Consider the following 26,258-nt stretch of genomic DNA (forward strand, 5'->3'; position numbering starts at 1 on the left):
GTTGCTAAATAGATTCGGACTCAGCTATACCAAGAGTATGGCGGCCAACACGGCATAACCGGAAAGCCGGTAAAAAAAGAGGTAGATTATGAACGGTTTACAGGCATACCAACGCGTAAACACCCAAACCAGCGTTACCGATGCGGACCCGCACAAGCTGATCCAGTTGCTATACAACGGAGCGCTGGAGCGCATCAATATGGCGAAAGCCCGGATGCAGGCAAAGGACTACGAGGGCAAGGGCAGACTCGTCTCCAAGGCGATAGAAATCATTGGCGGCCTTCGTGGCTTCCTGGATTTTGAGAAAGGCGGTGACCTGGCGGTGCGTCTGGAGTCGCTTTATGACTACATGGAGCGGACGTTGTTCGAGGCGAACGCCAAGAATGATGTTGCCAAGCTGGATGAAGTGGCTGACCTGTTGCGTTCAGTCAAAGACGGCTGGGACGGCATCCGCGAAGAAGCCACCGCGTTGCAACAGCAAGCGGTCTGAGCGCGGGCGTTGTGCGGGCCTGATGTGGGCCCGCTCCCACCAATAGCCATTCCCCCCGCTGTCCCGTACAATACGTGCCTTATTTTCGATACATCCATTCTGTTCAGTCTGGAGCAAGGGCATGTCTGATATTAAAAAGGTGGTTTTGGCCTATTCCGGTGGCCTGGATACCTCGGTAATCGTTCGCTGGTTGCAGGATACCTATGAGTGCGAGGTGGTAACCTTTACCGCCGACATCGGCCAGGGCGAGGAAGTGGAACCGGCGCGGGCGAAGGCCAAGGCGCTGGGAGTGAAGGAAATCTATATCGAGGATCTGCGCGAGGAATTTGTGCGCGATTACGTGTTCCCGATGTTCCGCGCCAATACCATCTATGAAGGGGAGTACCTGCTGGGTACTTCCATCGCACGCCCGCTGATCTCCCGTCGCTTGATCGAGATTGCCAACGAAACCGGCGCCGATGCCATTTCCCACGGCGCGACTGGTAAGGGTAATGACCAGGTGCGTTTCGAACTGGGCGCCTACGCGCTGAAGCCTGGCGTGAAGGTGATTGCGCCCTGGCGTGAGTGGGACCTGAATTCCCGTGAGAAGCTGCTGGCCTATTGCGACGAGCGCAACATTCCGGTGGAGAAGAAGAAGGGCAAGAGCCCGTACTCCATGGATGCCAACCTGCTGCACATTTCCTATGAAGGCATCAACCTGGAAGATCCCTGGGCGGAAGCCGAGGAAGATATGTGGCGCTGGAGTGTGTCTCCGGAAGCGGCTCCCGATACGCCTTCCTATATCGAAGTGACTTATGAGAAAGGCGATATTGTCGCCATTGATGGCCAGGCCATGAAGCCTCATGAGGTGCTTGAGCACCTGAACAAGGTCGCGGGCGAGAACGGCATTGGTCGTCTGGATATCGTTGAGAACCGGTATGTGGGCATGAAGTCCCGCGGTTGCTACGAAACTCCGGGTGGTACCGTTATGCTGCGCGCTCACCGGGCCATTGAGTCCATTACTCTGGACCGCGAAGTGGCGCACCTGAAGGACAGCATCATGCCGCGTTACGCGGAGGTGATTTACAACGGTTACTGGTGGTCACCGGAGCGCGAGGCGCTGCAGGCGCTGATTGACCAGACCCAGACCTATGTAAATGGTACCGTGCGTCTGAAGCTCTACAAGGGCAATGTGGATGTGGTTGGGCGTAAGTCTGACGATTCACTGTTTGATGAGAAGATTGCGACCTTTGAGGAAGACCAGGGGGCGTATGATCAGAAGGATGCTGAGGGCTTTATCAAGCTGAATGCTTTGCGCCTGCGTATTGCCGCTGGCAAAGGCCGCAAACTTTAAAGCTGAGTTTGTTCCGAACAATGGTGCCTGAGCAAGGCCGGTACAGGTTCCCAGAAAACGCCCGTGAATACATCCATGTAGGGCTCGGTCGCGCCATCCCTGGCGCTCCACGTTTCTGGGAACCTGCACCGGCCTTGGTCGTTCTGGCCTTTGTTTATTCCGCTTTTAACTGACGGAACTCTCCCGGGGTTTTTCCCGTTTCTGCTTTGAACTTCCTATGGAATGACGTTGTTTCGCTGTACCCCAGCCTTAGTGCTATGTCTGGAATTCCCAGTTCGCTATTCGTTAAGAAATCTTCCGCCATGCCCTGCCTGACCTCATCCAGCAACTGCTGATAGGAAACGCCTTCCTGGCTGAGTTTGCGCTGCAGCGTGCGGCTGGTCATGCCCAGGTGGTCCGCAACCATGTCCTGCCGGGTGATGCCGTGCATCAGTTGTCGGCGGATGCTGTGTTTTACCCGGTGGGTGAGGGCGGTGTCGGTTTCCAGGGTCGCGAGTTGGCTGAGAGCGTGGGCTTCCAGTGTCTTTCGGAGCAGGGGGTCTGGCTGGCGTAGCGGTGTGTTCAGCAAGGCCTTATGCAGCACGATGGCGTCTTCACCAGCGCAGAATCGGACCGGGCAGCCCCAGCGTTCGGTGTAAGCCTGTTCAAGTTCCGGGCCCGGGGAAGACCGGCGCAAGTGCACGGAGCTGGGTGAGGCCTTGTTATCATCCGCCAGCCAGCGTGCGTAGTTGATCCACGATGCAAAGATGTTGTCGACCATCTGTGGCCGGATCACGGGGTCTGTGTAGTTGCAGTTCCAGGTCAGCTTCAGGTCGTCGCCGTTCATTGAGAGACTGGTGGTGCCCATATCGCCAACGAGCTTTTCGAACGGGGCAATTCGTGCCACCGCTTCACCGAGCGTGGCGCAACTCATGGTGATATACCCTACAACACTATAGGACCCGGGCTGCACAAAATCGCCGGTTTCCAGGCCAAGAATGGGGTTATTGCTTTCCTCACACAGAAGCCGGATGAATACCTGGAACTGTTCTCCGTTGATACGGCCGTCGTCGGTTTGCAGGTTCGACGGATCAAGGTCGGCTTTGGTAAATAGTGAGCCGGTATCAATGCCACGGGCGTTGGCGGCGCGAACGTATTGTCTGAGGGCGGCAACGGAGGCGGTTCCGAGGGTGTTCATGGTTACGGCAACTTCTTGGGGTTATTGTTGGTAGAAGTATACCGAAGTTTGCAACGAAAAAAGCCAGCTAAAAAGCTGGCTTAAAAACAAGGAAAGAACGAAAGTGCCTGAAAAATTCGTTAATTCTGTGGACTTTCCCATTTAGCGGCGGAGGTACAACTCGGCTCCTCCGCCATGGGGGATACTGCTTGAATCCACAATTTCAGAATAGGGCTTTCGCTCGGGGAAGTCTGTTTGTGATGTGTGTCTTGGTGTTACGGAGTGTGATTCAGGCTTTCTCGCCGATCTCTGGCCTGGTCTCGGTAAACCTCCGCGTCTCGTAAGCATCCACCAGCCCCTGAACCGCCGCCCGCTCCACCTCCTGCACTGATGGCGTGCCGTTCTGGGCATCGGCCCGGCAAAGCACCATGCCCGCCTCAACGGAGATATAACCCGCAGTGGTCTTCAAAGCCTTGTGGTTAATGCCATCGAACACCCGCCGAAACGCCGTGGTGGAGCAATGGTCACTGTTGGGAAAGTGGGCAATGATCGCGTACTGGTTGTCGCCCACGCGGCACAGGGAGTCCATTGGGCGAATCAGGTGGCTGAGGCGGCGGGCGATGCCTACCGCCAGTTCGCTCATGACCGAAGGTGCGTGTTTGCGCTTGAGTTCCTGCCAGTTACGGATGCCGCAAAGCACGTAAGCGGAGGCGCCACCACGGGATTCCGCCTGGCGCAGGCATTTGCCGATCTTGTCGCGGGAATAGCGGTTATTGCACAGGCCGGTTTCCAGATCGATGATGCTGCTGTTCTCCAGCTCCCGGTTGTTCTCGATCAGCAGGGAGTTGGCTTTCAGCAGGGTGTTCTGCCGGTCCGCCATGCGGTCAGCCGCAAAGATACGGGGAATCAGCTGCTTGGTCATGTCAGACTTGTAGATGAAGTCATCCACGCCGCGGTCGAAGGCTTCCGACAGGGCTTCCACACTCTCGCGGGCGGTGAGCAGGATGACATAGGTGTAGTGATTGTTCTGCTCGTCCTGCTGGCGTACCTGGTCGGTAAGCTCCAGCCCGTCCATCTCCGGCATCAGCCAGTCAGCAATCAGCACGCTTACCGGGCGCTGGTCGATAAACTCCAGTGCGGCAGGCGCATTGTTAGCGATTCGTACGTCGCGGTATCCTGCATTGCGGAGGGTGCGACCCACCACCATGCTGCTGAACTTGGCGTCGTCTACCACGAGGATGGGAAGGTCAAGATTTGGCATTGTTATCTACTACTCACCAGTCCATTGTCAGATGCGGTGCCGCCCCGGTCTTGGTATGCTTTGGCACCTTATAAAACCAGAGTTTACCCAGAAGGGCCCCAGTATAGCGTTTTGTGCGCAGCCTGACGTGGATAATTGTAAAAAGTGAGAACACATCATGCCTTCTTTTGACATAGTTTCTGAAATCGACATGCACGAAGTCACCAACGCCGTTGACCAGGCCAAACGCGAGCTGGGCAATCGCTGGGACTTCAAGAATGTGGAAGCGGACATCGAACTGGACGACAAGGGCATTACCATCAGTGCCGAGCAGGAATTCCAGCTGGAGCAGCTGATGGACATGCTGCGAATGGCCTTTGCCAAGCGCAACATCGACGCCCGGGCGCTGTCTGAGGATGGCGAGAGCAAGTCCGGCAAGCTGGTGAAGCAGCACCTGCAATTGAAGCAGGGCATTGAAACCGACATGGCCAAGAAAATTGTCAAGATGATCAAGGACGCCAAGCTGAAGGTCCAGACCAGCATTGAGGGCGACAAGGTGCGGGTGAAAGGCAAAAAACGTGACGACCTGCAAACGGCAATCGCCCTGCTCAAAGAAGCCGAGCTGGACGTGCCACTGCAATTCAATAATTTCCGCGACTGATTCGGGGGCCGAACCATCTTATCCGGCAGCAACCTGGCACTGCTCAGGGAAACTATATACACCTACACCCGTTGGCAGGTGATCGCGCTCCTGTTTCTTGGCTTTTCGGCGGGCCTGCCTTTTCTGCTGGTGTTCTCCACGCTGAATGCACGGCTGGCCGATGTGGGAGTGGAAACCGCCACCATCGGTTTTTTCAGCTGGCTGGGAATTACCTACTCCATCAAGGTGTTCTGGGCCCCGGTGGTGGACCGGGTGAAGCTTCCGCTTCTCGACAGGCTGCTGGGTAAGCGCCGCAGTTGGATATTGCTGGCCCAGGCGGGCATTGCAACAGGGCTATACCTGATGGCCCATGTGGACGCCACGGTTGCCCCGGAAATGATGGCGTTTTGCGGCTTGCTGGTAGCCTTCTCCTCTGCCACCCAGGACGTGGCAATTGACGCCTACCGGATCGAGATCGCCGAGGAACGGCTGCAGGCGGCGTTGGCCGCCACCTATATTTTCGGCTACCGCCTGGCGCTGCTTGTTGCCGGGGCAGGGGCCTTGTACCTGGCGGAATTCTGGTCCTGGCAAGTCTCTTATGAGGTGATGGCCCTGCTGGTTGGCGTGGGCATGGCGACCGTACTCATCGTGCGGGAACCTGCGGTCAATCACTTCGCGGCTGCCCAGGATATTGCGGACAGGATCGAGCAGGAAGCCAGTAAACGCACCCACCTGAACCCCCGCCTGGCCCGCTTTGTTGGCTGGTTCTATGCCGCAGTGGCCGGGCCGTTTCTGGACTTCTTCCGGCGTTACAAGGAGCTGGCGATCCTGATTCTGGTGATGGTGGCGGTGTACCGCATATCCGACATTGCCATGGGCGTGATGGCCAACCCCTTCTACCTGGACTTTATGGGCTTCTCCAAAACCCAGGTAGCCGATGTGACCAAAATCTTCGGTTTCTTCATGACCATCGCCGGCTCCCTGGTGGGTGGCGTGCTGGTTGTACGCTACGGCGTTCGCAAGATATTGCTCACCGGTGCCATCATGACGGCAGCCACCAATCTGCTGTTCGTGGTTCTGGCGCAATACCCGCCGAACATCGCCACCCTGGCGCTGGTGGTCAGCGCGGACAACCTCAGCGGCGGCATCGCCAACGTGGCACTCATCGCCTGGCTCTCCAGCATGACCAGCGCGGCCTTCACGGCAACCCAGTACGCACTTTTCAGCTCGCTGATGACGCTGCCCGGCAAATTTATTGGCGGCTTCTCCGGTATGGTGGTGGCCGGCTTCGGTTATGGGGAGTTCTTCCTGGTGGCCGGGCTGATGGGCATACCCGCTATCCTTCTGGCATGGTTTATGATCAGCAAAGGCGAGCGCCTGGACGCCCTGGCACCGCGCAATAAAGAAATCGAAGGCGAAACCGGCAGTCCGCAGTCCAACACCGGTTGAGGGGGGCTGGCCCGCGGGCCGATCGAGCTCCTGAGCGGGCATCTCGCGAAAAATATAAACTCTAATCAAACACCATGACAGAACCCACCAAAGACCAAAAAATCTGGCAAGTCGTTGCCGCTATCCCCCCTGGCTGCGTAGCCAGCTACGGCCAGGTCGCCGATATGGCCGGGTTGGGCAGACAGGCTCGATATATTGGTAGAGCCCTCGGCAAACTTCCAGCAGGGCATTCCATCCCGTGGTACCGCGTAATCAGAAGCGACGGTCAGATTGCATTTCCGATCGGCAGCGAAGCGTTTGAGGTACAGGCCCAGAGCTTACGGGAAGAAGGGGTAGTGGTGGTTGATGGCAGGATTTCGATGAAACAGTACCAGTGGCGTCCGTGAACGTTAATGATGTTTTGGATAAATTTATCTAGCGATCCCATCAAGGGTTCAGTCGGGCAGGGGGTGGCGGTATTTTTTCTGCCAGAAAAAGATGTCTGAGCGAAGCGAGTTCTTTTTCCAAAGAAAAAATACCGCCACCCCCTAGCCAGCCCCCAAAACCTTCAGGCTAGGGGGAGGGCAAACGCCAAAGCCAAAGCCAAAGCCAAAGCCAAAGCCTAAAGCCGAAGCGCCCCATCAACCTCAATCACCCGCCCGGACATATAGTCATTCTCAAAGATAAACGCCGCAGCCGAAGCAATCTCTTCCGGCTTACCCATACGCTTCAACGGGATGCCAGCGGTCATTTTCTCCAGGGCTTCCGGCTTCATTGACGCGGTCATTTCGGTTTCGATAAAGCCCGGAGCAATGCCCATGCAGCGTATGTTATGGCGGGCGAGTTCCTTGGCCCAGACCGGAACCAGAGCCGACACACCGGCCTTGGCGGCAGAATAGTTGCTCTGGCCCATGTTGCCGGCGCGGGAAATGGAGGCGATGTTGATGATCACACCCTGGTCACCGTTCTTGATCATCTGTGTGGACGCCTCGCGCCCGCACAGGAAAACACCCGTCAGATTCACATCAATGACCGCCTGCCACTGGGACAGCTCCATGCGCTTTTCCACCTGCCCATCCTTTACCTTCACCATCATTCCATCCCGCAGGATGCCGGCGTTATTGATCAGGCCATTGAGTTGCCCGAAATCAGCCACGATGGCTTCGAAGGTTTTTTCCACGTCCTCTTCCTTCGCCACGTTGCAGACGTAGGCTTTGGCCTCGCCTCCGGCTTTGTTGCAGGCGTTGACGGCTTCGTCCAGTTTCTCAGGCATCAGGTCGATCAGTGCCAGGCGGGCGCCTCTGGCCGCCAGGTATTCTGCCATGGCACGGCCCAGCCCCTGGCCACCGCCGGTAATTGCAATCACGGAATCTTGAAGTTTCATGTTTCGCCCTAAGGTAATGAATGAACAAGCGACGCGAGTATACCAGAGCTTTTTACCGTCGCCGCTACCAGACACAGTGCATCCCGGGAGGCTCTTTTGGGCGTTTTTCTCTTTCTGTTCATCGTAATGCCCATCGTCGAAATGACGATCCTGATCAAGGTGGGGACCGTCATCGGTGCCCTTAACACCGTGGGCCTGGTATTGCTGACGGCTGTTATCGGTGCGGCCTTGCTCAGACAGCAGGGGCTTGCCACATTGCTGAAGGCCAACCAGCGGCTTAACAGCGGCGAGTTGCCTGCCAAAGAAGTGGCCGAGGGCCTGATTCTGGCGGTGGGTGGTGCCTTGCTGCTCACCCCCGGCTTCGTCACCGACACCATCGGCTTTTTGTGCCTGATTCCCGGTTCCCGCCACTGGCTCGCCGCCCAGGCGCTCAAACGTATGGTTGTTGCGGGCCGGGGCAGCAGTTTCACGTTTACAGGTGGCCAACGCGGACCCTTCGATGGGCAGGGACCTTTCAGCGGCCGCGAGAGCCCGTTCGGCCGTCAGAACCCCTTCGACAGGAATGACGACATCATTGAAGGAGAGTACCGGGATGAGACTGAGCGTGATCATCAGCGCCTGGATCGCGATGATGACGAAGCGCCGAAAAAAAAGTGAAAAATTTTTTTGCCAAGTATTGAAAACGAATGCGCCACCCCCACATAGGTTTCACAAGTTCGCTGCGGGCTAATAACCGCTGTAAAACAGTTGGTTAAAAGCCCCGGCTTTTAACGCAACCATCATTGCCAAACCTAACCTGACATTGGAGATATCGAGCAATGAAAATACGTCCGCTACACGATCGTGTTGTCGTGCGCCGTAAGGAAGAAGAAGAGAAAACAGCTGGTGGCATCGTACTGCCGGGCAATGCCAAGGAGAAGCCTTCCCAGGGCGAAGTTATCGCCGTAGGTAATGGCCGTATTCTCGACAATGGCGAAACCCGCGCACTGGCGGTCAAGGTTGGTGACACCGTGGTCTTTGGCCAGTACGCCGGTAATACCGTGAAAGTTGACGGCGAAGACCTGCTCATCATGAGCGAAAACGACATTTTCGGCGTTCTCGAGTAAACCTCGGTTACGCAGCAATCCGATTGAACGATCAAATTGGGTTTAACGAACAGGAATAGAAGACATGGCAGCAAAAGACGTTAGATTCGGTGACAGCGCCCGTAAACGTATGGTTCAGGGCGTTAACGTTCTGGCAGACGCAGTTAAGGTAACCCTGGGCCCGAAAGGCCGCAACGTGGTTCTGGACAAGTCCTTTGGCGCGCCGACCGTGACCAAGGACGGCGTATCCGTCGCCAAGGAAATCGAACTGAAAGACAAGTTCGAAAACATGGGCGCCCAGATGGTCAAGGAAGTTGCTTCCCAGACCAACGACACCGCCGGTGACGGTACCACCACTGCGACGGTTCTGGCTCAGGCCATCGTCCGTGAAGGCATCAAGGCCGTTACCGCGGGCATGAACCCGATGGACCTTAAGCGTGGCATCGACAAGGCAACCATCGCTGCGGTACAGGCCATTCGTGACCTGTCCAAGCCCTGCGACGACAGCCGCAACATTGCCCAGGTAGGCACCATCTCCGCCAATGGCGACGAGACCATCGGCCAGCTCATCGCAGACGCGATGGAAAAAGTTGGCAAGGAAGGTGTCATTACCGTTGAAGAAGGCCGTGGCCTGGAAGACGAGCTGGACGTGGTCGAAGGCATGCAGTTCGACCGTGGTTTCCTGTCTCCGTACTTCATCAACAACCAGGAAAACATGTCTACCGAGCTGGATGACCCGTACATCCTGCTGGTCGACAAGAAGATCTCCAACATCCGCGAACTGCTACCGGTGCTGGAATCTGTTGCCAAGGCTGGCAAGCCGCTGATGATCATCGCTGAAGACATCGAAGGCGAAGCGTTGGCAACGCTGGTTGTGAACAACATGCGCGGTATCGTAAAAGTGGCAGCCGTCAAGGCACCTGGCTTCGGTGACCGTCGCAAGGAAATGCTGCAGGACATCGCGATCCTCAGCGGTGGTACCGTGATTTCCGAAGAAGTTGGCCTGACGCTGGAGAACACCACTCTGGACGATCTGGGTACTGCCAAGCGCGTTAACATCACCAAGGAAAACACCACCATCATCGATGGCGCTGGTGCCCAGGGTGATATCGAAGCCCGCGTCGAGCAGATCCGCAAGCAGATCGAAGACAGCTCTTCCGACTACGACAAGGAAAAGCTTCAGGAGCGTGTTGCCAAGCTGGCTGGCGGTGTTGCCGTCATCAAGGTTGGCGCCGGTTCCGAAGTGGAAATGAAGGAGAAGAAGGCCCGCGTTGAAGATGCCCTGCACTCCACCCGCGCTGCGGTTGAAGAAGGCATTGTACCGGGCGGCGGTGTCACCCTGATCCGTGCCATTGCGGCCCTGGACAAGGTAGACGCCATCAACGAAGAGCAGAAGGCTGGCGTTAACATCCTGCGCCGCGCCATGGAAGCTCCGCTGCGCCAGATCGTAACCAACGCCGGTGGCGAAGCCTCCGTTGTTGTGAACAAGATCATGGAAGGCGAAGGCGCCTATGGCTACAACGCCTCTACCGAAGTGTTCGGTGACATGCTGGAAATGGGTATTCTTGACCCGGCCAAAGTGACCCGCTCTGCACTGCAGGCAGCCGCTTCCGTGGCTTCCCTGATCATCACCACCGAGGCGATGATTGCGGACGAGCCTGAAGAAGAAGGTTCCGGCGGTGGTATGCCGGACATGGGTGGTATGGGCGGAATGGGAGGCATGGGCGGCATGATGTAATGCCGGCCTGACCCGGATCATTTCTCATTTTTTGAGAAATGGCCCCGTAAACCCATAGAAAACCCCGCGTCGGTTCACACTGACGCGGGGTTTTTTGTTTTTTTGTCATGAACTTGCGAAATGGCTTTGCTAGACTCGGCAACCGGCCATTCATCTTTGTGACACTGTATGAGCGAAACCCCTGCAAAAGCCTTTCTCAGACCCGGCAAGGTCTTCCTTCTGACCCTTGCCGGTGTGCTGATCTATCTGGTTTCGCTGGTGGTTCTTGTCCCTGCCGGCTGGTTATGGCACCAGGCTTCGGCCCACATTCAGCTGCCACCGGAAATCCAGGTCAGGCAGGTTTCCGGTAAAGCCTGGTCCGGCGCCGCTGGTGCCGTGGTTGCCGGCTATCCTGTCCGGCTGGATTGGCAGCTTGGCGCTCCCTTGCTATCTGAGTTGGCGGTGCCGGTTGACTTTTCACTGGCGACATCACAATCCTCGGTTAATGGCCGTGTTAATCTCGGCTGGCAAGGGTCCGGTAGTCTGGATGCAAGTGGCAGGCTGGCTGTGGCCGAGTTTGAAGATATGATACGCCGCAGCGGTGGTGCGGTGATCGAAGGCGATGTCACCGTTGATCAGTTGGTGTTGTCCTGGCGGGACGGCCGCATAACCGGTGCTGACGGAGTAGGCCGGTGGGCGGGCGGCGAAGTGACCTGGCCTATGGGTAACAGCGTTGGGCGGGCTGAATTTCCGCCGATGCGGGCGACCCTCGACAGTACGGCTGATGGGGTTGCACTGGTTGTGGCCCAGCAGAGCGGTGATGGCCCCGCAGCTGATGCCGAGATACGCTGGAACGGCATGATGGATTTAAGGGTGTACAAACGCATGGTGGATCTCGCAGGCCAGCCCTGGCCGGACTCGGCCAGTCCCGACGATGTGGTTTTCCGGGTCAGGCAACCACTGATTCCGGGAGGTTCCCTGTGATGGCTCTGGCAACAGCCTTCGGCAGCCAGCGTGTTCCGCGTGTGCTGGCCAACCTTTTACTGGCCGGACTGGTTGTTTATCTGGCGTGGGTGTTGGCGCAGACAACCTGGTTGATTGCCTGGGACGAGCGCACGGTTTCCGTCGCGTCGTCTTCCGCTGACGGCTCCCTAACCACTGCCACATCGAGGCGCCTGCAGCCCATGGCGGCCCATCATTTCTTCGGCCAGCCCCCAGAAGGAGCCCGGGTGGCGGAAGTGGTTCGCCGTTCGGCACCGGAAACCCGGCTTAACCTCCGACTTGAGGGTGTGCTGGTAGCAGAGCGCCCGGAAGACTCCGGTGCTATAGTGGCGGGAAGCAATGGCGTAACAGAGCATTATCGCGTGGGTGATGTATTGCCCGGCAACGCAGAGCTTTCGGAGGTGGAACCTGGCCGGGTCCTGATTCGTCGGAATGGCCAGTATGAAAGCCTTACCTTTGATGATGAGGTGCCAGCAGGCCTGGTTGAGGATGTAGAGGAAGCTCCGGTAGCCTCTTCCCCCGAGCAGTTCCTGAGTGAAGCCCGGGAACAACTCGACTCCCAGGGTGCTGCCGCTCTTGCTCCTTACGGGTTGAGCCCGGCGGGCGATGACGGCAGCTCAGGTTATGTTTACGATGGCTCGAATGCCATGCTCAATGCCGTCAGCCTCAGGGCCGGGGATGTGATTACGGCCGTCAATGGCCAGCGCCTGGGTGATCTCGAGCAGGATAAGGCGCTATTGGAGAATTGGCGGTCCGAGCCGCAGCTTGAAATCGAAATTGAACGGGACGGATCCATTCTGACCGTAAGCTATGCCATACCTGAACAGTGGCGCTGAACAGATTTAACCATACAGGACAAGAACGCCAGATGCTGAACCACAGATCCAATCTATTCCGGGCTTTCGTTGTGGCCCTGTTGCTGCCCCTTATGTCTGTCGCTTACGGCCAGGAGGAAACCTGGCGGCTGAATCTGAAGGACGCCGACATTCGTGCGTTTGTAACCCAGGTGGCTGACATTACCGGATACAGCTTCGTGGTGGACCCACGGGTAAAGGGCAAGGTCACAGTGCTTTCCAGTGCCCCGATGAACAGGGATGAAATTTACGATCTGTTCCTTGCCGTACTCCAGGTGCATGGGTTTACGGCTATTCCCGGTGAGGAAGTGATCAAAGTGGTGCAGCAGGTGGATGCCAAACAGTCCGCGGAGTCGCTTGACCGGTTCACGCAGGTGCCCTCGGAACAGCTGATCACCCGTGTCATCCAGATTGATAATGCCAACGCTCTTGAGCTGGTGCCCATTCTGCGGCCACTGGTGGCGAAGTATGGCCATCTTGCAGGCGTTGCAGCGGCAAATGCCCTGATTGTCAGTGATCATTCGTCCAATATCCGCCGCATTGAACAGATTGTCCGGGAGCTGGATAGCCCCTCCAAGTATGAAGTGGAGGTGATCCAGCTGGAGGAAGCCTGGGTCGGCGACATGGTGGAACTGTTGCAGGAACTGGCACCGGATGAGCTCGGGCAGGGAGGCGGCGAAAATGCAGCCCGCAAGTACAGTGTCACGGCGGACGAACGCAGTAATCGGCTGATCCTTCGCGGTGACGAGACCTTCCGCGAGAAGATGCGGTCGCTGATTACCAAGCTTGATCAGCCCTCTGCCACCGGCGGCACCACGAAGGTCATCCGTCTGAGCCATGCCGATGCGGAAAACCTGACGGAAATTCTTAAGGGTGTGATGGGAGAGTTGGTCAAAGAGTCTTCTGGCGCCAATGGCTCGACGGGCGGGGGCTCTGGCAACAGCCGTAACTCTGGCTTTGCCGTCTTCGCGGATGAAGGTCTTAACGCGCTGGTGGTGCGTGGTGAACCGTCAATGATGCAGGAAGCCGAGCAGATCGTGCAGGCGCTGGACGTGCGTCGTGCCCAGGTGATGATTGAGGCTGCCATTGTTGAGATCAGCGATTCAGTAGGGCAGGACCTGGGCGTTCAATTAGCCGTTGGCGATGAGTCCGGCGGCTCCACCCCCGTGGCGGGTAGCAATTTCGACAACGTTGGTAAAAGCCTCGGCGACGTTCTGGGCGCTATTCTGTCGGATTCGTTTTTGGCGCCGGCAGTGGGTGGCATTACGGTTGGAGCCGGCCAGCGCAATGAAGACGGCGTGTCTTGGGGTGTTCTGCTGCAGGCGTTGTCTACCTCTGCGGCAGCGAACCTCTTGTCCACACCCAGTATCATTACCCTGGACAATCAGGAATCCGAAATCATTGTCGGCCAGAACGTGCCTTTCCGCACCGGGCAATCCACCGTGACCGGTGACGGCACCACTAATCCTTTCACCACCATCGAGCGCCGGGATATCGGCCTGACCCTCAAAGTGACACCAACCATCAGTGCCGACGGGTTGGTTCGCCTGGTAGTGGAGCAGACCACTGAAAATATCGCAGACAGTATTGAGTCCGCCTCGGACATTATCACCAACAAGCGAGAGATCAAGACCACCGTGCTGGCGGATGACGGTGAGACTATTGTCCTAGGTGGACTGACCACGGACGACCTCCAGATCAACAAGAGCAAGGTGCCCCTGCTGGGTGATATCCCGGTGCTTGGCCGCCTGTTCTCATCGGAGTCGGAGCGCCGGGTGAAGCGTAACCTGCTGGTGTTCCTGCGGCCCACCATCATGCTGGGCAAAGCCGAGTCGGTCGCCGCCACCGATGAGAAGTTCCAGAGCCTGTGGGAGATCAATCTCGACGTTCGCCGCAAACTGGGGCTGCCCGATCCTGAAAGCCCACCGACGAAAGATTCGCTGTTTAGCCCGACTAATGACTGAGGTTTCTTGCCGGTCGCCTGGGCAGGGAAGCCGAGGGTACCTCCCGGTCTAGGCCGCCATTGGCGGCATCGGGCAATCGAGCTGGTCCGCTATCAGGCGGATCAACTCGTATTCGCTGGTACTGACTTCGCCATCGGCCACGATGCAGTGACCACAGGCGTCAATGACGCCGGGTTTAAGCAGTGGCGACAGGCTATTGAGCGTCAGCAGTGCGTGTCTTAGCAGGGTAACTGACACTTCCGAAAGCAGTTCCGGTTTTTCCCCGTTCGAGACGAATCCAGCCATGGCTTCCTCAAAGAGGGATTGCCTGTTACGACCATCCTCCGCGCCGGCCCGTGCCATCAGGCTGAATACGACCTGTAACTGGGCTGTCACCGGCCGATAGCTACGGTACCGAACCGGCACCAACCGTGCCGAGTTTTCAGCCAGGTGGCGGCGCAGAAAGGTGTGCATGGCCAGTTCGAAGAGGCTCAGGCGGTTGTCTGCTTTGATGAGCGTTTCGGTCCCGGCCATTAGCCGGGCGCGTTCGTCCGGATCCAGCTTGCGCAGGGCAGGCATGGCCAGTTCCAGGGCAGGGAAACGAACACCCGGGCCCAACGATTCCAGGGCGGGTAACAGTTTGCCCAATAATTCCTGGTTGGGAACAAGGATCGAAGTGCCTTTAATCAATGCCAGTCGTTGGTGTCTTGTCTGCGGCGGCAGCTGGTAAACCAGAAGTGCATAGCACAACTGGACAGCACCGGCACGAGTGTATAGCAAATTGCGGAAAGTGGACGGCAGGCTGTTCAGAAGCGTCACTGCGTAGTCTTCGCTGCGCCGGTTAACGGTGCCTACACTGTCCGAGATTTTTTGCGGCGGCCGGGTGTTCACTGGCGACGTGGTGCCGGTGCCAAACCCCGCTGCAGCTTCCGGAAGCGGAGAGCTGGAAGCGCCTGAACCGGCTGATCGTAGTGTTGCCTCTGGCTCAGTATCTCTCAGGCGGCTGCGAAGACGCGCAAAAAGCCCGGGCTGTATGGCTTCGATGCGTTCCTGTACCGGTGGGTGTGACGCCAGCAGGGCGGTAAACGTCATCCGGGTGCTTTCGCCAAAACACATGTGGTTCATGTCACTGGCGTGGCTGGTGGTGTCCAGATACCCGCCCTTGAGGCCGATCTTGAACAGGGCTCCGCCGATGCCTTCGGGATTGCGGGTAAACTGAACCGAGGATGCGTCCGCCAGCATTTCCCGTTGCCGCGAGACGGCTGACTGTATAAGCCTGCCGAAAAACACCCCGACATATCCGATTACCACCAGTGCCAGGCCCACGAGGCCGAAGATTGCCGTGCCCCGGCTGTTGCGTGATGTTTGTACCGAGCGGTGAGAGCCAGAGAAGGACACGCGTAGCAGGAAGCCGCCAATCTGCCCGACCATCAGAATGCCGGCGAGAATGGCAATAAGGCGAACATTGAGCCGCATGTCACCATTCAGGACATGGCTGAACTCGTGGCCAACCACGCCCTGAAGTTCGTCACGGCTCAACTGGGTCAGGGCGCCATGGGTTACCACCATAACGGCTTCACCGGGGGTGTAGCCGGCGACAAAGGCGTTTATGCCGGTTTCGTGGTCCATCACGTAGAGGTCCGGAACGCTCACGCCACTGGCGATGGCCATTTCCTCGACAATGTTGCGTAATTTGCGCTCGTCTGCATCCCGGGTGTCGGGGTCAATAGCCCTGGCACCGACCATTTTTGCTACCCGTTCACCGCCACCAGCGAGGTCGGCCCAGCGGATCAGCGAGCCAGTACCGATCAGCCCGACCACTGCAAGCGCCGTGAACAGCCCATGACGGCTGGTCAGCCAGTCAGCAAACGCGAGGCCGGTGGTTTCGCTACGGGTAACCAGATAGCCCACCAGGCAGACGCTGAGCGTGATAAGAGCCACCGCCGCCAGAAACAGGATGACGAGCAATCCCGTATTCCGGCGGGCGCTGGCCTGGCGCTGGAAAAATCCCTGGTGCGACATGGCAAACGGCCTCAGAAGGCGACTTTCGGTGCCTGGCGGGCCTCAGGAGATTCCAGTTCCAGCTGGGAGGACGGTTTGAAGGCGAACAGCCCGGCCACGATGTTATTGGGGAACTGCTCGCGGAAAATGTTGTAGCTCATCACGCCATCGTTGTAGGCCTGACGGGCGAACGAAACGCGGTTCTCGGTACTGGAGAGTTCTTCCATCAGCTGCTGGATGGTTTCGTTGGCCTTCAGTTCCGGGTAGTTTTCCGCCACCGCGTAGAAATTGGCAAGGGCCTTGGACAGCATGTTCTCGGCACTTCCGAGGCGCTGGATCTTGCCGCCATCTGCAGGATCGCCGGCCGCGTCTTTCTGGGCACTGACCGCATTATTGCGGGCCTGCATCACCTCGGTGAGCGTATTGCGCTCGTGGGAGAGGTACGCCTTGGCGGATTCCACCAAGTTGGGGATCAGGTCGTGGCGCCGCTGCAGCTGCACGTCAATCTGGGCAAACCCGTTCTTGAACTGGTTGCGCAGGGACACCAGACGGTTATAGATAAAGACGATATAGACAACAACGACCGCAATGACGATCAGGCCGATCAGCGTGGTTCCCATGGCAACTCCTTGCGTGCTGGGGGATCAGGGTGGGTAGTGCAGATGTCAGGCGTTATTTTCCACGATTTTACTGTGAAAACTGGCAACGAACCTCTCAAAATCGTGAGGTTTGAGTGGCTTGCTGAAGTAATACCCCTGCGCCAGCTGGCATCCCCGCTGGGCGAGATAGTATTCCTGTTCTGCTGTTTCGACACCTTCCGCTACCACGGTCAGGTTCAGGCTCTTGCCAAGATCGATAATGGTATTGGCAATTCGGGTGTCTTCTTCGTTGACCAGCAGGTCACGGATAAACTGTTTGTCGATCTTCAGGTGCTGTACGGGCATCCGTTTGAGGTAGGTCAGCGATGAGTAACCGGTTCCGAAATCGTCAACGGCGATGCTGATGCCGGCTCTGTGCAGGCGTTTCAGTTTATCCACCGCCTCTTCCAGGTTGGTCATGAAACTGGTTTCGGTTACCTCCAGTTCCAGCCTGCCGGCGGGGATATTGTGCCGCTTCAGGGTGTCCAGAATGTCGTCCACGATGGAGTCCTGGCGGAGCTGGACCGCTGACAGATTGACGGCAATTCTCAGCGGCATGCTGTCGCTCGCCCAGCGGGCGGCCTGCCAGCAAGCCTGGTCAAGCACCCATTGGCCGATCTCTACAATGCTACCGTTCATTTCAGCAACCGGAATAAAGTGGTCTGGTGGAACAAGGCCCTTTTCCGGATGCTCCCAGCGCAGCAGTGCTTCGGCGCCGATAATCCGGCGGGTTTCCAGGTTGATCTGCGGCTGGTAGACGAGGTGGAACTGGTGGTTGCTCAGGGCAACGGACAGATCTTTCTCAAGTTGTTTCCGTTCACGAATCTCCTGGTCGACGCTGGCAACGTAGAACTGGAAGTAGTTGTGCCCGCTTTCTTTGGCCAGTGCCATGGTCTGCTCGGCACTTTGCAGCAATCTGTCGCCCTTTTCGGCGTCGCCCGGGAACAGGGCAATGCCCAGAGTTGCCGTCATGGTGACGGTCTGGTCGTCAAAAATCATCGGGGTGCTGAGGGTCGCCAGAATACGGTCTGCGGTATTGGCAGCCTGAAATCCGTCACGCAGCCCCTTTTCCACGATAACAAACTGGTCGCTGCCCAGGCGGGCAATGGTGAACCGGTTGCCCCCCAGCAGCTGGGTGAGGCGATCAGCGACGGCCTGGAGGATCAGGTCTCCGGTACGAAAGCCACACTGTTCATTAACCGATTTGAAATCATCAATGCCGCAGCAGATAAGAGAGAGTACGGATTTGTCGTCCCTGGCCTCTTCAATATCCGTTTGCAGTAACTCCATAAAAGTATCCCGGCTTGGCAGGCCGGTCAGCTGGTCATATCTGGCGAGCCGGTTTACCCGGTCCTCAGCTTCCCGGTGACGGGTCTGGCTGTCGCCAATGGCCACCAGCAGGTTGTTGGTGGCATTCACCCACAGCCCGAGCTCGTCGTTCTGATGGCCGTGGGGAAGATGAATGAGGTTGTCGTCCGGGTGGTCCGGGTCCACCTGTTTGACGGACTGCACGATTCGCAGCAAAGGGCGGGTCAGCAGCAAATGGAAGACCACGAACAGTACCATTCCCAGAATGACGGCAATGGCGATGCCCGAGCCAAAAGTTACCGACGCGCGTTCAAGCCAGGTGCCCGCAAATGGCCCCGTGTCGTAGTGAAGTTCGAGATACCCATAAACGTTGCGGCGGCCGGAATTACCCGTGCGGGAAAGCTCCTGGCGGTAAGTTCGCTCGGCACCAAAAATCGGATCGGTAATAGCTCGAAAGGCATTTTCCCTGAGTGGTCGGTCACGACGGCCAAGCGCCTCGCCGTCCGGGTGGGCGATGCGTGCCAGATGGATGGATTCCTGGGCGAACAGGCCATCGACCACCTGCTGCGCCAGGTCAGCGTCAATGCTGAAAACGGCCTGGGTTGAGGCGTCCCGGACCAGTGCCATGGTCTGCTGTGCCTGGGCGTCAAGTGAGGCCGATACGCGCCTTGCATCCAGGATCACCTGAATGGTGCTGACAAGAATCCCGCTGATCAGCGCAACAGCCAGCACCCATCGCAGTACCCGGTACCCCAGGCGATGTTCTACCTCAAAGGAATTTTGCATCGAAGCCTGTATGATTCATTCCAACTGATGGAGACCCGGCACCGCATTTCAGGGGGCGAGGGGGCTCCCGGTTTATTGTTCTGTGCAAGTATGGATCGGTTCCCAGTGACTGGATTAAGTATCGGCAATTTTTTCAGATATTTCAGGGTTCGGGTGTATCATTTTGTAATGCAGGTTTCCGTCCAGATACAAAAATGCCCGCCATTCAGCGGGCATTTCTTTTTCAGACGCCTGTTCCCTGCCGCATTATGGGCAGGGAGAACTGAAGCCTTATTACGCCAGGTTTTCGTTCACGAAATCCCAGTTAACCAGCTTCCAGAAGGCTTCCAGGTAGTTCGGGCGCGAATTACGGTAATCAATGTAATAAGCGTGCTCCCAGACATCAACGGTCAATACCGGCTTGTCCGCAGTGGTCAGCGGCGTCTCGGCATTGCTTGTATTCACAATGGCGACGCTGCCGTCTGCTTTCTTGACCAGCCAGGTCCAGCCTGAACCGAAGTTGTTGGCGGCCTTGTCGTTGAACTCTTTCTTGAAGTCTTCAAAGGAGCCAAAGGCTTTTTCGATAGCGTCTTTGGCTGCGCCAGTGGGCTCGCCACCGCCGTTCGGGCTCAGGCAGTGCCAGTAGAAGGTATGGTTCCAGACCTGTGCTGCGTTGTTGAACAGCGGGCCACTGGCGCTCTTGATAATGTCTTCGAGCGACTTGTTGGCGTTGTCTGTGCCTTCGATCAGACCATTAAGCTTGGTGACGTAGGTGTTGTGGTGTTTACCGTAGTGATACTCAAGAGTTTCCTGAGAGATGTGCGGTTCCAGTGCGTTCTTTTCATAAGGCAGTGCGGGAAGTTCAAATGCCATGAGGTCGTTCTCCCTGATTCTCTCTGTTTATGTGTATGTCGACTTGTAAATATAGGGGCGCTTTGAGTTATATCAACCCCTTGCCGTGAGCGTGCTGTTGAACTCCGGACAACCGGGCAAAAACTGCGAGCAGTTTTTTACCCGCCATACCAATTCTTCGTAGCTGTCGGCCAGAACGGTCACGTGTCCAAGTTTCCGCCCCGGTCGCTCGCCTTTATTGTACAGGTGTACATGAGCGTAAGGCAGTTCAAGGATTCGTTCAATATCACCGTGCTCTGCAATGATATTGATCATGCAGCTGACACCACGTGGGGCGGTGCTTCCCAGCGGATGGCCGCTGACGGCGCGAATATGGTTCTCGAACTGACTGGTCATGGCGCCTTCAATACTCCAGTGGCCGGAGTTGTGCACCCGAGGCGCCATCTCATTGGCCACCAGACCATCAGCGGTTTCGAACAACTCCAGCGTTAGCACGCCCACATAGTCCAGTTCGTTCAGCAACGCCTTGATATAACGCTCGGCGTCTTCCTGGACGTGCTTTTCCAGCTTCGGCGCCGGCGCGATGGAGTAGCGCAGGATACCTTCGTGGTGGGTGTTCTCCGCCATCGGATAAAAGGCCAGTTCGCCGTCTTCACCGCGCACCGCAATAATGGAGACCTCGCGGCGGAACTCGACGAACTTTTCAACGATCAGACGGGGATGGCCGATGGACTTCCAGGCAGCTGCGGCTTCTTCCGGGGACCGCAGAACTGCTTGTCCCTTGCCGTCGTAGCCCTCGGTGTTGGATTTGGCGACAACGGGGCAGCCCAGTTCTTCAGCGGCAGCCTGCAAGGATTCTGCGCTATCCGCAATTTTCCACTCCGGGGTAGGGATGCCGAGTTCGCCAAAGAGTGTTTTTTCCATCTCACGGTTCTGGCAAACCCGGAGTGCCCGAGGGCAGGGGTGAACCGGCTTTTCCTTCGCGATTCGCTCGGCTACGTCGACCGGTAAGTGTTCGAACTCGTAAGTGACCCGGTCTACTCTGGAAATAAAGTCGTCCAGATATTGTCCGTCCCGATCGATGATAACCTCGCCCAGTCCAGCGCTGGGACTACCCGACATATCGTAGAAAACAAACGTCTTGGCCAGTGGGTACCCAGCAAGCGCCAACATGCGCCCAAGCTGTCCCGCCCCTAAAACACCAATTCTCATTCGTTATCTCCTGCCATTAGTAGGCCTCTGCAAAGTTCGGTGTTGTGAGCAGGTCGGGGCAGGCTTTCCAAAACACGCTCAAGCACATCCCTGTGGCGCTTGAGCTCCGCCATCCATGGCTCCGCACAGTTTTGGAAAGCCTGCCCCGACCTGCTCAGTCGACTGTGGAGTTGAATTCACTGATCGCTGGGATCAGGGTTGTCCAGAATCGTCTGTGTCTGGTTCGCACGGAATTCATCAACAGCCTGACGAACATCGTCCCTGAATGTACCGATAATCTGAGCTGCCAGCAGCCCTGCATTGGTAGCCCCGGCTTTGCCAATGGCCAGAGTACCAACCGCGATGCCTCCGGGCATCTGTACAATGGACAGCAGTGAATCAAGACCATTAAGGGCTTTGGACTGGACGGGAACGCCGAGTACCGGTAAAGACGTCTGTGAGGCAACCATGCCGGGCAGGTGGGCAGCGCCGCCCGCGCCGGCTATGATAACCTTCAGGCCCCGGTCGGAAGCGGTTTTGGCGTAATCAAACAGCAGGTCCGGTGTGCGGTGGGCAGAGACAACCTTCGTCTCGTAAGCTACGCCCAGCTTTTCCAGCATCCCGGCGGCGTGCTCCATGGTGGGCCAGTCTGACTTTGAGCCCATGATGAGTCCTACAAGCGGCTGCATATGCAACAGTCCTGATGTGTGAGAAAGCCGGCCATTGTATGTAAGGCCCTGTAACCATGCAAACCCATCATGATGTAGCCTCCACTTAACAAGCCCCGCAGAGGGTGCTCATTTTGCGTCGTTGCAAGGTACGGGTATTATCATGCCTTGTTACCCTTACCGTCCATATCCTGGAGCTGTTATGGAACCGATCCGTCCGGATGATGATGAAGTACGTACTGGCACCGCAGATACCCAACGGGAAGAGGGGCTATCCGCCCAGCGGGAACCCCGAGGTGGCGAGAAGCCAGCCAGTGACAGAAAACATGAGGCGCCCAGCCGGGCCGCTGCCGGAGGTGGGGGCGCCAACAAGCCTGCAGGCAAACCGGGCAGGGCTTCCGGAGGAGGTGGTCACGGCCGGGGTGGGATGTGGGCGCTTGCCCTGCTTATTGTCGCTGGTGCGGCCGGTGCCGGGTGGTACCAGCAGGAGCAGCGACTCCAGATGCTGGAAGGACAGCTTGAAGAGGCGGACTACTGGGCGCGCCAGAGCAAGCTGGCCCTGGCCCGGTTCGAGGGCGATCTGACCGAAACCGGTGAAAACCTGCAGGAAAAAGGACAGTCCATTGAAGAGCGGCTGGCCACTCAGGGCGAGCGCCTGGATACAGCCGACAGCGAAATTCGCAAACTTTGGGGTGTGGCCAATGATCGCAACCGGAAACGGCTGGACGACCATGAGTCACGGCTTGAGTCGCTGCGGTCAGGCGTCGACGAGGGCAAAAGCGCCCGCGAGACGCTGACAGCATCGGTGGAAAAACTGGAAACCGATATTGCAAGCCGGCTGAACGAGGTGGAGTCTGATCTTGAAAGGCAGATCACAGCCGTGCGCGAGACCGGTCAGGAGAACGCATCCAGACTGACCAGGCTGGATGAATCCCTTGCCGGCGTCGACCAACTGGTCGAGCGCCAGTTGGTCCGGTTTGAGCGAGAGCAGAAACTGACCATTGATGGCCTGGAAAGCCGCATTGCAGCACTTGAGGAGACAACGGGCAACCTTTCCAGCAGCGGCCAGCTGAATGCGGTCCGTAATGATCTGGCGGACCTGAAGCGCACGGTAGCGTCGATCGACTCTTCCCGTGCCCAGTTAACCTCACGGCTTGTCCGGTTGTCTGAGGAAGTGAACGATCTGCGATCGCGCATTTCGGGGCAGTAACGCCCCGGACTGAGCTTTGTAACAGTTTGTATTCATCCCTTGCGGTAGCTCTCAGTTCCGCAGGTTTGCAGTTGTTATGATCGGGACAACTCGCGAAAGGATGAAGAGTGAACAACAATGAAAACCCGATTTCTTTTTCCCGGTCTTTCCCGTTTTCTGGCAGCGGTATTCGTGGTTTTGGTGCTGGTGTCCGGCTCCGGCTGCACGGTGTATCAGTCCATCGGCAAGAGTGTGGGCTCGTTTCTGCACCCGGTATCCGGGCATGACTTTGTCCATATAGACAATGACCAGTGGGACCGCAGCAACGCGGTTCTGTACTTCTACCGCACTCATTCCCAGTGGGCTGCTGATGAAATAGAAGCCCCGAGCGTCTATATCGACGACAACCATTACTTCAATATCCGCAACGACAGCTTTACCTGGCTGGAAGTTGCCCCCGGAGAACGTCACATTGCTATCCGCCGGCCTTTGCTGGGGCTGGAGGGCCTGAACTCCTTCAGTCTCAGCCTGATTGCGGATGCCACGCTGAAGGTGGAGCCGGGAAAGATCTACTATCTGCGTTACAACGAACTGGAAGGCCCGGAGAGCACTCACCCCGAGCTGGCTGAAGACCATCCTCTGACCGCAGGCGACTTGCAGCTCGTCACGCGGGAGTACGCCATGCAGGCCGGCGAGATCGTCTCCACCCGTTTTCTCAACAGCGATCTGCTGGCGCCCAACCATGCCGCCGTTTCCATCGTGGAGGTGAATGAAGACGGCGACTACGAACGCGACCTGGCGTTGCTGGAAGAAGAGCGTGAGGCCGAGATCGAGCGCCTGAAAGCCGAGGGGAAGTATGAGGAGGCGCCCTGGTACTGGCCGTTTGGCGGCGGCCCGACAGTGCCGCTTGAAAGCGACCGCAAGCTGCGTGAGCTTGAGCGGGACTATGCCGCACTGGAGCAGGAGCGCAAGCGCAGGGAAGAGGCGGAAGGTGATGGCGGCTGGTGGATATTCTGATACTGACATTCCGGCCCGAAGTGAATTGTTGTTTCCGTATTCGGTTACTAGACTGTTAGCAGTCAGTCACAACAAGGTCGCTTGAACATGTCGCTGAGGGATTCATTGCAGGCAAGATTCCGCCGGTTTTCTGAGGAAATTCTTCCGGAAGGCTTGGGTAGCGTAAGCGAGAAAATCGAGCATCTCAGAAAGCGGCTGGACCATATGAACTGTTCGCTGGCGGAGCGCGCTTTGCCCGAAAACCGCAGGTTGAGGGTCAGGGAGCTGTCGCTGAGTCGCAAAGCTGAACAGGCGGGGCAGAAAGTCACAAAAATCCGGGAAAAAATTTGACACCGTCAGACAAATGCTTAAAATGCGCGTCTCACTTGGTCGAGACAGCAACGCTGAATCGCCAGTGTGCTGTAAAAGTGGGCGGTTAGCTCAGCTGGGAGAGCATCGCCCTTACAAGGCGAGGGTCACTGGTTCGATCCCAGTACCGCCCACCACTTTTCAGCATCACCGGGCCACCCCGCCCGGTTACAGATCCCGAAGGCCGTCCAGGCCGGGATTGATGCGGAGCGGTAGTTCAGCTGGTTAGAATACCGGCCTGTCACGCCGGGGGTCGCGGGTTCGAGTCCCGTCCGCTCCGCCATTTTTATTCCCGGGTGGTTAGCTCAGCTGGGAGAGCATCGCCCTTACAAGGCGAGGGTCACTGGTTCGATCCCAGTACCACCCACCATTTTCCCCTTGAAGTCTGATCGCGATCCAGGTACCGGGATGGTCGGATTAGCCGCAGGCGTAATCCGACACCACATCAGCGGCAATGTCCCTACTTGCCAATCAACGACTGCCCACAAACCCGAACAACATTCCCGTTCACTCCGTTCGACGCGGGGTTGCAATACCAGGCTATGGCTTCAGCCACGTCCACTGGCAGGCCGCCCTGGGAAAGGCTGTTCATGCGACGGCCTGCTTCGCGGATGGTGATGGGCATGGCGGCGGTCATCTGGGTTTCGATGAAACCGGGTGCGATGGCATTGATGGTTACGCCGTTCTTCACCTGTTTTGCCATGGCCTCCACGTAACCGATTACACCGCATTTGGCGGTGGAGTAGTTGGTCTGGCCGAAGTTGCCGGCAATACCGCTGATGGAGGATATGCAAACAATGCGACCGTTCTCCCTCAGCAGCTCCTGGTGCATCAGTTCCTCATCAATCAGCTCTTCCGCCGTCAGGTTCACCGCGATGGTCATGTCCCAGAAATGCTCCGGCATATTGCCGAGGGTTTTGTCCCTGGTAATGCCAGCATTGTGGATGACCAGGTCAATGCCACCGAAGTGCTCTTTCACGAACTCAGCGATCTGGCTGGGAGCTTTTTCATCGGTAATATCGCAGGCGAGCGCCTTGCCCTTGATGGGATTCGTGACCTTTTGCAGGTCTTCCATTGCGGGCGGAATATCCAGACCGATGACAGTGGCACCATCCCGGGCCAGGGTTTCAGCAATGGAGGCGCCAATACCTCGTGACGCACCGGTGACCAGGGCCACTTTCCCGGCCAGCGGAGCCACCGGATTGGTGGCAGGGGCGTCTGTGCTCTTGCCGATACGGGCCACTTGTCCGGAGAGATAGGCTGAGCGGGGAGAGAGGAAAAATCGCACACTGGAATCCAGCTGTTTTTCCGCGTTGGGCGCCATCCACAACAGGTTGGCCGTAGAGCCTTTCTTACCCACTTCCTTGCCTACGCTGCGCACAAAACCTTCCAGTGCCTGATGCGCTGCGGCTTTGGCCGGTTGGCGGCAGGTGGCGGGATCCTGCCCGATCACCAGTACGCGGCCATTGCCTGCAAGCTTACGGATGGTAGGGTGGAAAAAGTCGTAAAGCGCTCTGAGATCGGTGGTGTTTTTCATGCCGGTGGCATCGAACACCAGGGCGGAGAATGTCCGGTCGATGTCGGTATTGAGTGGCAGAGCCCTGGCCTTGTTGCCGCTTTTGGCAGAATCGTTCAAAGTGTCTACAGCACTGGCATGGAAGAGTTTTGCAGGGCTGGCGCCCAGCAGGCTGCCGATAGCGGCAATGGCCTTGCTCCCATTGGCTGCACCGACAAGCACATCACCTTCGATGAACGGCTGATCGGCGCGTTTCCAGCGTTTCAGATTGACAGGTGAGGGCAGCCCCAGGGACTGGGCGGCAGTTCGGCCGACCGGAGTGTTGACGAATTTGAGATAACGATCAGACATGGCATTTTCCTTTTGCGAAACGGATATCGGCGTACAGGTTAAAGAATCGGGCCGTTTTTGGATTGACTTAACGCTCCCACACGTCTGTCAGGGGTGCCAATGAGCCAGGCACCCTCGGCGCTAAACTGCAACGCAATGAATA

24 protein-coding genes and 3 tRNA genes are annotated in these 26,258 nt (G+C 57.4%); 17 read left to right on the plus strand and 10 right to left on the minus strand.

What is annotated here, in order from left to right; genetic code table 11:
• Positions 1–88 precede the first annotated feature (88 nt).
• Positions 89–490: a flagellar export chaperone FliS gene (fliS, locus tag ABJM11_RS06540; RefSeq protein ID WP_348294951.1), complete on the plus strand. Its 402-nt coding sequence runs from the start codon at positions 89–91 to the stop codon at positions 488–490.
• Positions 491–611: 121 nt separating this feature from the next.
• Entirely contained in the window at positions 612–1,823 is a 1,212-nt protein-coding gene (locus tag ABJM11_RS06545) for an argininosuccinate synthase (RefSeq protein WP_348294952.1), read from the plus strand.
• Positions 1,824–1,977: 154 nt separating this feature from the next.
• Here ABJM11_RS06545 and ABJM11_RS06550 read toward each other — a convergent pair whose 3' ends face one another.
• Together ABJM11_RS06550 and ABJM11_RS06555 are read right to left on the minus strand one after the other, a co-directional pair.
• Positions 1,978–3,000 carry an AraC family transcriptional regulator gene (locus tag ABJM11_RS06550; RefSeq protein ID WP_348294953.1) on the minus strand — a complete coding sequence of 341 codons (1,023 nt, stop codon included), beginning with the start codon at positions 2,998–3,000 and terminating at the stop codon, positions 1,978–1,980.
• 268 nt (positions 3,001–3,268) lie between these two features.
• A complete protein-coding gene (locus ABJM11_RS06555) occupies positions 3,269–4,240 on the minus strand; it encodes a response regulator (protein ID WP_348294954.1) in 972 nt (323 codons plus the stop codon).
• Between the two features lie 157 nt (positions 4,241–4,397).
• On the opposite strand from ABJM11_RS06555, the gene ABJM11_RS06560 reads away from it, so the two are divergent.
• The 3 genes from ABJM11_RS06560 (at position 4,398) to ABJM11_RS06570 (ending at position 6,694) form a co-directional block, all read left to right on the plus strand.
• Positions 4,398–4,880 (plus strand): YajQ family cyclic di-GMP-binding protein, encoded by a 483-nt coding sequence (locus ABJM11_RS06560; protein WP_348294955.1) that lies wholly within the window; start codon positions 4,398–4,400, stop codon positions 4,878–4,880.
• 78 nt (positions 4,881–4,958) lie between these two features.
• A complete protein-coding gene (locus ABJM11_RS06565) occupies positions 4,959–6,308 on the plus strand; it encodes an AmpG family muropeptide MFS transporter (RefSeq protein WP_348294956.1) in 1,350 nt (449 codons plus the stop codon).
• Between the two features lie 74 nt (positions 6,309–6,382).
• Positions 6,383–6,694 (plus strand): MGMT family protein, encoded by a 312-nt coding sequence (locus tag ABJM11_RS06570; RefSeq protein ID WP_348294957.1) that lies wholly within the window; start codon positions 6,383–6,385, stop codon positions 6,692–6,694.
• 215 nt (positions 6,695–6,909) lie between these two features.
• Here the strand turns inward: ABJM11_RS06570 and ABJM11_RS06575 are convergent, their stop codons facing one another.
• Entirely contained in the window at positions 6,910–7,671 is a 762-nt protein-coding gene (locus ABJM11_RS06575; protein ID WP_348294958.1) for an SDR family oxidoreductase, read from the minus strand.
• Positions 7,672–7,767: 96 nt separating this feature from the next.
• Here ABJM11_RS06575 and ABJM11_RS06580 point away from each other — a divergent pair, with 96 nt between their 5' ends.
• The 6 genes from ABJM11_RS06580 to gspD all read left to right on the plus strand — a co-directional run bounded on the left by ABJM11_RS06580 (position 7,768) and on the right by gspD (position 14,293).
• A complete protein-coding gene (locus ABJM11_RS06580) occupies positions 7,768–8,328 on the plus strand; it encodes an FxsA family protein (protein WP_348294959.1) in 561 nt (186 codons plus the stop codon).
• Between the two features lie 161 nt (positions 8,329–8,489).
• Positions 8,490–8,777, plus strand: coding sequence for a co-chaperone GroES (gene groES / locus ABJM11_RS06585; protein WP_007155569.1), 288 nt, complete (start codon positions 8,490–8,492; stop codon positions 8,775–8,777).
• Between the two features lie 64 nt (positions 8,778–8,841).
• Positions 8,842–10,494, plus strand: coding sequence for a chaperonin GroEL (groL, locus tag ABJM11_RS06590; RefSeq protein ID WP_348294960.1), 1,653 nt, complete (start codon positions 8,842–8,844; stop codon positions 10,492–10,494).
• Positions 10,495–10,662: 168 nt separating this feature from the next.
• A complete protein-coding gene (gspN, locus tag ABJM11_RS06595; protein WP_348294961.1) occupies positions 10,663–11,457 on the plus strand; it encodes a type II secretion system protein N in 795 nt (264 codons plus the stop codon).
• The gene (locus ABJM11_RS06600) at positions 11,457–12,311 is read left to right on the plus strand and encodes a type II secretion system protein N (RefSeq protein WP_348294962.1); all 855 of its coding nucleotides are present in this window, start codon (positions 11,457–11,459) and stop codon (positions 12,309–12,311) included. Before gspN ends, ABJM11_RS06600 begins: the two co-directional genes overlap by 1 nt.
• Before the next feature lie 32 nt (positions 12,312–12,343).
• Complete coding sequence (gspD, locus tag ABJM11_RS06605; protein WP_348294963.1) at positions 12,344–14,293, plus strand: type II secretion system secretin GspD; 1,950 nt, start codon at positions 12,344–12,346, stop codon at positions 14,291–14,293.
• A gap of 48 nt (positions 14,294–14,341) precedes the next feature.
• Here gspD and ABJM11_RS06610 read toward each other — a convergent pair whose 3' ends face one another.
• The 6 genes from ABJM11_RS06610 to purE all read right to left on the minus strand — a co-directional run bounded on the left by ABJM11_RS06610 (position 14,342) and on the right by purE (position 21,716).
• On the minus strand, positions 14,342–16,294 hold the full coding sequence (locus ABJM11_RS06610; protein ID WP_348294964.1) for a M48 family metallopeptidase: 1,953 nt from the start codon (positions 16,292–16,294) through the stop codon (positions 14,342–14,344).
• A gap of 11 nt (positions 16,295–16,305) precedes the next feature.
• Positions 16,306–16,893, minus strand: a complete 588-nt coding sequence (locus ABJM11_RS06615) for a LemA family protein (protein ID WP_348294965.1) — start codon at positions 16,891–16,893, stop codon at positions 16,306–16,308.
• A 45-nt stretch (positions 16,894–16,938) separates the two neighbouring features.
• The gene (locus ABJM11_RS06620) at positions 16,939–19,005 is read right to left on the minus strand and encodes an EAL domain-containing protein (protein WP_348294966.1); all 2,067 of its coding nucleotides are present in this window, start codon (positions 19,003–19,005) and stop codon (positions 16,939–16,941) included.
• Positions 19,006–19,278: 273 nt separating this feature from the next.
• Entirely contained in the window at positions 19,279–19,857 is a 579-nt protein-coding gene (sodB, locus tag ABJM11_RS06625) for a superoxide dismutase [Fe] (RefSeq protein WP_348294967.1), read from the minus strand.
• A 72-nt stretch (positions 19,858–19,929) separates the two neighbouring features.
• A complete protein-coding gene (locus ABJM11_RS06630) occupies positions 19,930–21,048 on the minus strand; it encodes a 5-(carboxyamino)imidazole ribonucleotide synthase (protein WP_348294968.1) in 1,119 nt (372 codons plus the stop codon).
• Between the two features lie 176 nt (positions 21,049–21,224).
• Entirely contained in the window at positions 21,225–21,716 is a 492-nt protein-coding gene (purE, locus tag ABJM11_RS06635) for a 5-(carboxyamino)imidazole ribonucleotide mutase (protein WP_348294969.1), read from the minus strand.
• A gap of 181 nt (positions 21,717–21,897) precedes the next feature.
• Between purE and ABJM11_RS06640 the strand changes: the two genes are divergently transcribed.
• The 6 genes from ABJM11_RS06640 to ABJM11_RS06665 all read left to right on the plus strand — a co-directional run bounded on the left by ABJM11_RS06640 (position 21,898) and on the right by ABJM11_RS06665 (position 24,619).
• Positions 21,898–22,905, plus strand: coding sequence for a hypothetical protein (locus tag ABJM11_RS06640; RefSeq protein WP_348294970.1), 1,008 nt, complete (start codon positions 21,898–21,900; stop codon positions 22,903–22,905).
• Positions 22,906–23,022: 117 nt separating this feature from the next.
• Positions 23,023–23,901 carry a DUF2846 domain-containing protein gene (locus ABJM11_RS06645; protein ID WP_348294971.1) on the plus strand — a complete coding sequence of 293 codons (879 nt, stop codon included), beginning with the start codon at positions 23,023–23,025 and terminating at the stop codon, positions 23,899–23,901.
• Between the two features lie 87 nt (positions 23,902–23,988).
• A complete protein-coding gene (locus ABJM11_RS06650; protein WP_348294972.1) occupies positions 23,989–24,231 on the plus strand; it encodes a hypothetical protein in 243 nt (80 codons plus the stop codon).
• A gap of 79 nt (positions 24,232–24,310) precedes the next feature.
• Positions 24,311–24,386: transfer RNA gene (locus tag ABJM11_RS06655), tRNA-Val, on the plus strand.
• Between the two features lie 69 nt (positions 24,387–24,455).
• Positions 24,456–24,532 (plus strand) — tRNA-Asp (locus ABJM11_RS06660).
• 11 nt (positions 24,533–24,543) lie between these two features.
• Positions 24,544–24,619, plus strand: a tRNA-Val gene (locus ABJM11_RS06665).
• A gap of 90 nt (positions 24,620–24,709) precedes the next feature.
• On the opposite strand, the gene ABJM11_RS06670 is transcribed toward ABJM11_RS06665, so the two are convergent.
• On the minus strand, positions 24,710–26,116 hold the full coding sequence (locus ABJM11_RS06670; protein WP_348294973.1) for a 3-oxoacyl-ACP reductase: 1,407 nt from the start codon (positions 26,114–26,116) through the stop codon (positions 24,710–24,712).
• Positions 26,117–26,258: the final 142 nt, after the last annotated feature.

Origin of the sequence: Marinobacter sp. (assembly GCF_039977835.1) — a bacterium.
In the GTDB taxonomy this organism is placed as follows: domain Bacteria; phylum Pseudomonadota; class Gammaproteobacteria; order Pseudomonadales; family Oleiphilaceae; genus Marinobacter.